General features: G+C 68.7%; 2 protein-coding genes. One reads left to right on the top strand and one right to left on the bottom strand.

What is annotated here, in order from left to right; genetic code table 11:
- Nucleotides 1–1,429 (top strand): AIPR family protein (locus tag AC08OO_RS23280; RefSeq protein ID WP_476619102.1); only part of this gene is annotated, 1,429 nt, incomplete at its 5' end.
- Between the two features lie 6 nt (nucleotides 1,430–1,435).
- On the opposite strand, the gene AC08OO_RS23275 is transcribed toward AC08OO_RS23280, so the two are convergent.
- The coding region (locus tag AC08OO_RS23275; protein ID WP_476619101.1) for an ISAs1 family transposase at nucleotides 1,436–2,505 on the bottom strand (1,070 nt) is incomplete at its 5' end.

The following is a 2,505-nucleotide window of genomic DNA, read 5'->3' as shown; positions in this document are numbered from 1 at the left end:
CTGGGGATCACTCGGCGTCACGGATCGTTGCGCGGAAAGGCTCACTCGTGTCCGGTTCTGGGTGTTCACGGATGGTGCGGTCGCCACCAGGAAGGACGTGGCGACGCCGGAGTTCGGTGATGTGCCGACGTCGGTCCAGATCTGGGACGTGGTGCGGTTGCACCGACTGGTGACCTCGGGTCGGCAGCAGGAACCCATCCACATTGATTTCCTCAACCGGTTCGGTGCGCCGATCCCGTGTCTTCCCACCGACCCTGACGAGCAGGGATGCCACACGATGCTGGCCATCGTGCCCGGTGCCGTGCTGAAGGAGATCTACGCGACGTACTCCGCCCGCCTGCTCGAACTCAACGTACGGTCGTTCCTGCAGGCAAGGGGCCAGGTGAACCAGGGCATCCGGGACACCATTCTCAAAGAGCCGCGCCGGTTCCTCGCCTACAACAACGGCATCTCCGCGACTGCATCCGCCGTCAACGTGATCAAGACACGCGAGGGTGGCAGCGCCATTGCCAGCCTGAAGGACCTGCAGATCGTCAACGGCGGCCAGACCACCGCGTCGCTCTACCATGCGGCAGTCAGACACAAGGCGACGCTGGACGGGATACACGTCCAGATGAAGCTCACCGTCGTACCGCCGGACCAGCTCGCCGAGATCGTTCCACTGATCTCCCGCTACGCCAACAGGCAGAACAAGATCCAAGAAGCGGACTTCAGTACCAACCACCCATTCCACGTCGACATCGAACGTCTCTCCCGCTCGGTATGGGCGCCGGCCCCCAGCGGCAGCCAGAAGCAGACCCGATGGTTCTACGAACGCGCCCGCGGCCAGTACCAGGACGAGGTCGCCAGAATGGGAACGCCGACCAGGCAGAAGACGTTCAGAGAGATCCATCCACCCGCGCAGAAGTTCGTCAAGACCGACCTGGCGAAGTTCGAACTCGCTTGGGACGAGACTCCGCACGCCGTCAGCCTCGGTGGTCAGAAGTGCTTCGCCGAGTTCGCACTGCGGCTCGCGCAACGTCCGGAGCAGGACCAGAAACCCACGCGACGCGACTTCGAACACCTTGTCGCGAAGGCGATCCTGTTCCGGCAGACTGACAGGATCGTCGCCAGGACGTTCCGGGAGAGCGGCCTGGAGGGCTATAAGGCGCAGGTCGTAGCCTACGCCGTGGCGCTGATCAGTAACCGCACCAGTCGGCGCCTCGACCTCGACGTCATCTGGCGTACACAACAGGTGTCGGAGGAGCTGTGCAGCGAGATTCCGGCGCTGGCCCGACTGCTCCGGTCGTTCTTCGACCGTGCACCTGGCAACATCAGCGAATGGGCCAAGAAACCAGCGTGTTGGGAGAATGCGCGCGCCTTGCAGTGGAAGCTCGGCGTGGCAACCGTCGCCCACCTCACCACGCAGGGCGTGCCGCAAAGTCGTTGATGCTGGTCAGGCCGGGTTTTCGAGGCCGAGGATGGCTGTGAGCAGGGCTGGGTCGTGGCGGAGGCGGCGCGGGGTGGGGCTGATCCGGGGGTGTCCGGCCTGGCGGAGCAGGCCGATGGCAATGTTACGGAACGTGGCCAGTACGCGGGGCGGGGGGCCGGTCCGGACGCGGGAGGCGTCCTCACGGAACGTCACATCGCGGACCCGGTGGACGCGGTTCTCCACAGTCCAGTGGTCCCGGACGTAGGTGGCGAGTTCGGCGGCGGTGACCTCGCCGGGGGCGAGGCTGGTGATGACGTGGACGGTGGTTGTGGTGGTGGTCCTGCGGGTGACGCGGCGCCGGGGGGTGCCGCGGGTGACGGTGCGGGTGGTCCGGCGGCGGATCCGGGCGACGGTGCGGGCGTGCGGGTGGCGGGCGCGGATCGCCTCGCTGGCCTCGGCGAGCTGGATGGTGCGCTTCTCGAGCCGGCCGTGGGCCTTTCCCTCGGTGGTGTGGCCGATCGGGGCCTTCGTCCAGTCGGTCACCTGGTGGCAGTCGACGGCCAGGGCGGGGGTGTTGTTCTTGACGGTGAACACGAAGTGCGCGCCGAGCTCGGTGACGATCGCCTCGGCGTGGGCGCGGTTGGTGTGGGCGGCATCAGCGGTGATCACGTGGCCGGTCGGCGGGTGGTAGGTGTGCAGCTCGCGCAGCAGCGGGACGAACGCGGGAACCTCGTTGGTCTTCGCGCCGATCTGGTGCTCGGCCAGCACCGCGCCGGTGGCGTGGGTGACCGCGGCGAGCAGGTGCGGGGCCTTCCCGTCCGGGCCGGTGGCGCCGCGCAGCGTCTTCCCGTCGACCGCGATCCCCGGCCTCCGACAGCCCTCACCCGTCGTGTCGCCGGGGCTGTCCGCGGTACGGGCGCGGCCGGCCAGCGACGCGCCGACGGCGCCGCGTGCCGCCCGGTCCGCGGACCGCGGCGCGCCCCCGCCGCGGCCAGCACCCGCTGAGGCGCGGCGGCGGCCCAGGCCGCGACCCCGGCCAGGCCGCTCTCCCCGCACAGCACCGCCGCCGCGCACAGCGACAGCACCACCGCCAG

It is taken from the genome of Frankia sp. CeCAU1, from assembly GCF_977971845.1.
The sequence above is the reverse complement of the archived record's forward strand: the minus strand, read 5'-3'. Positions and strand labels throughout refer to the sequence as shown.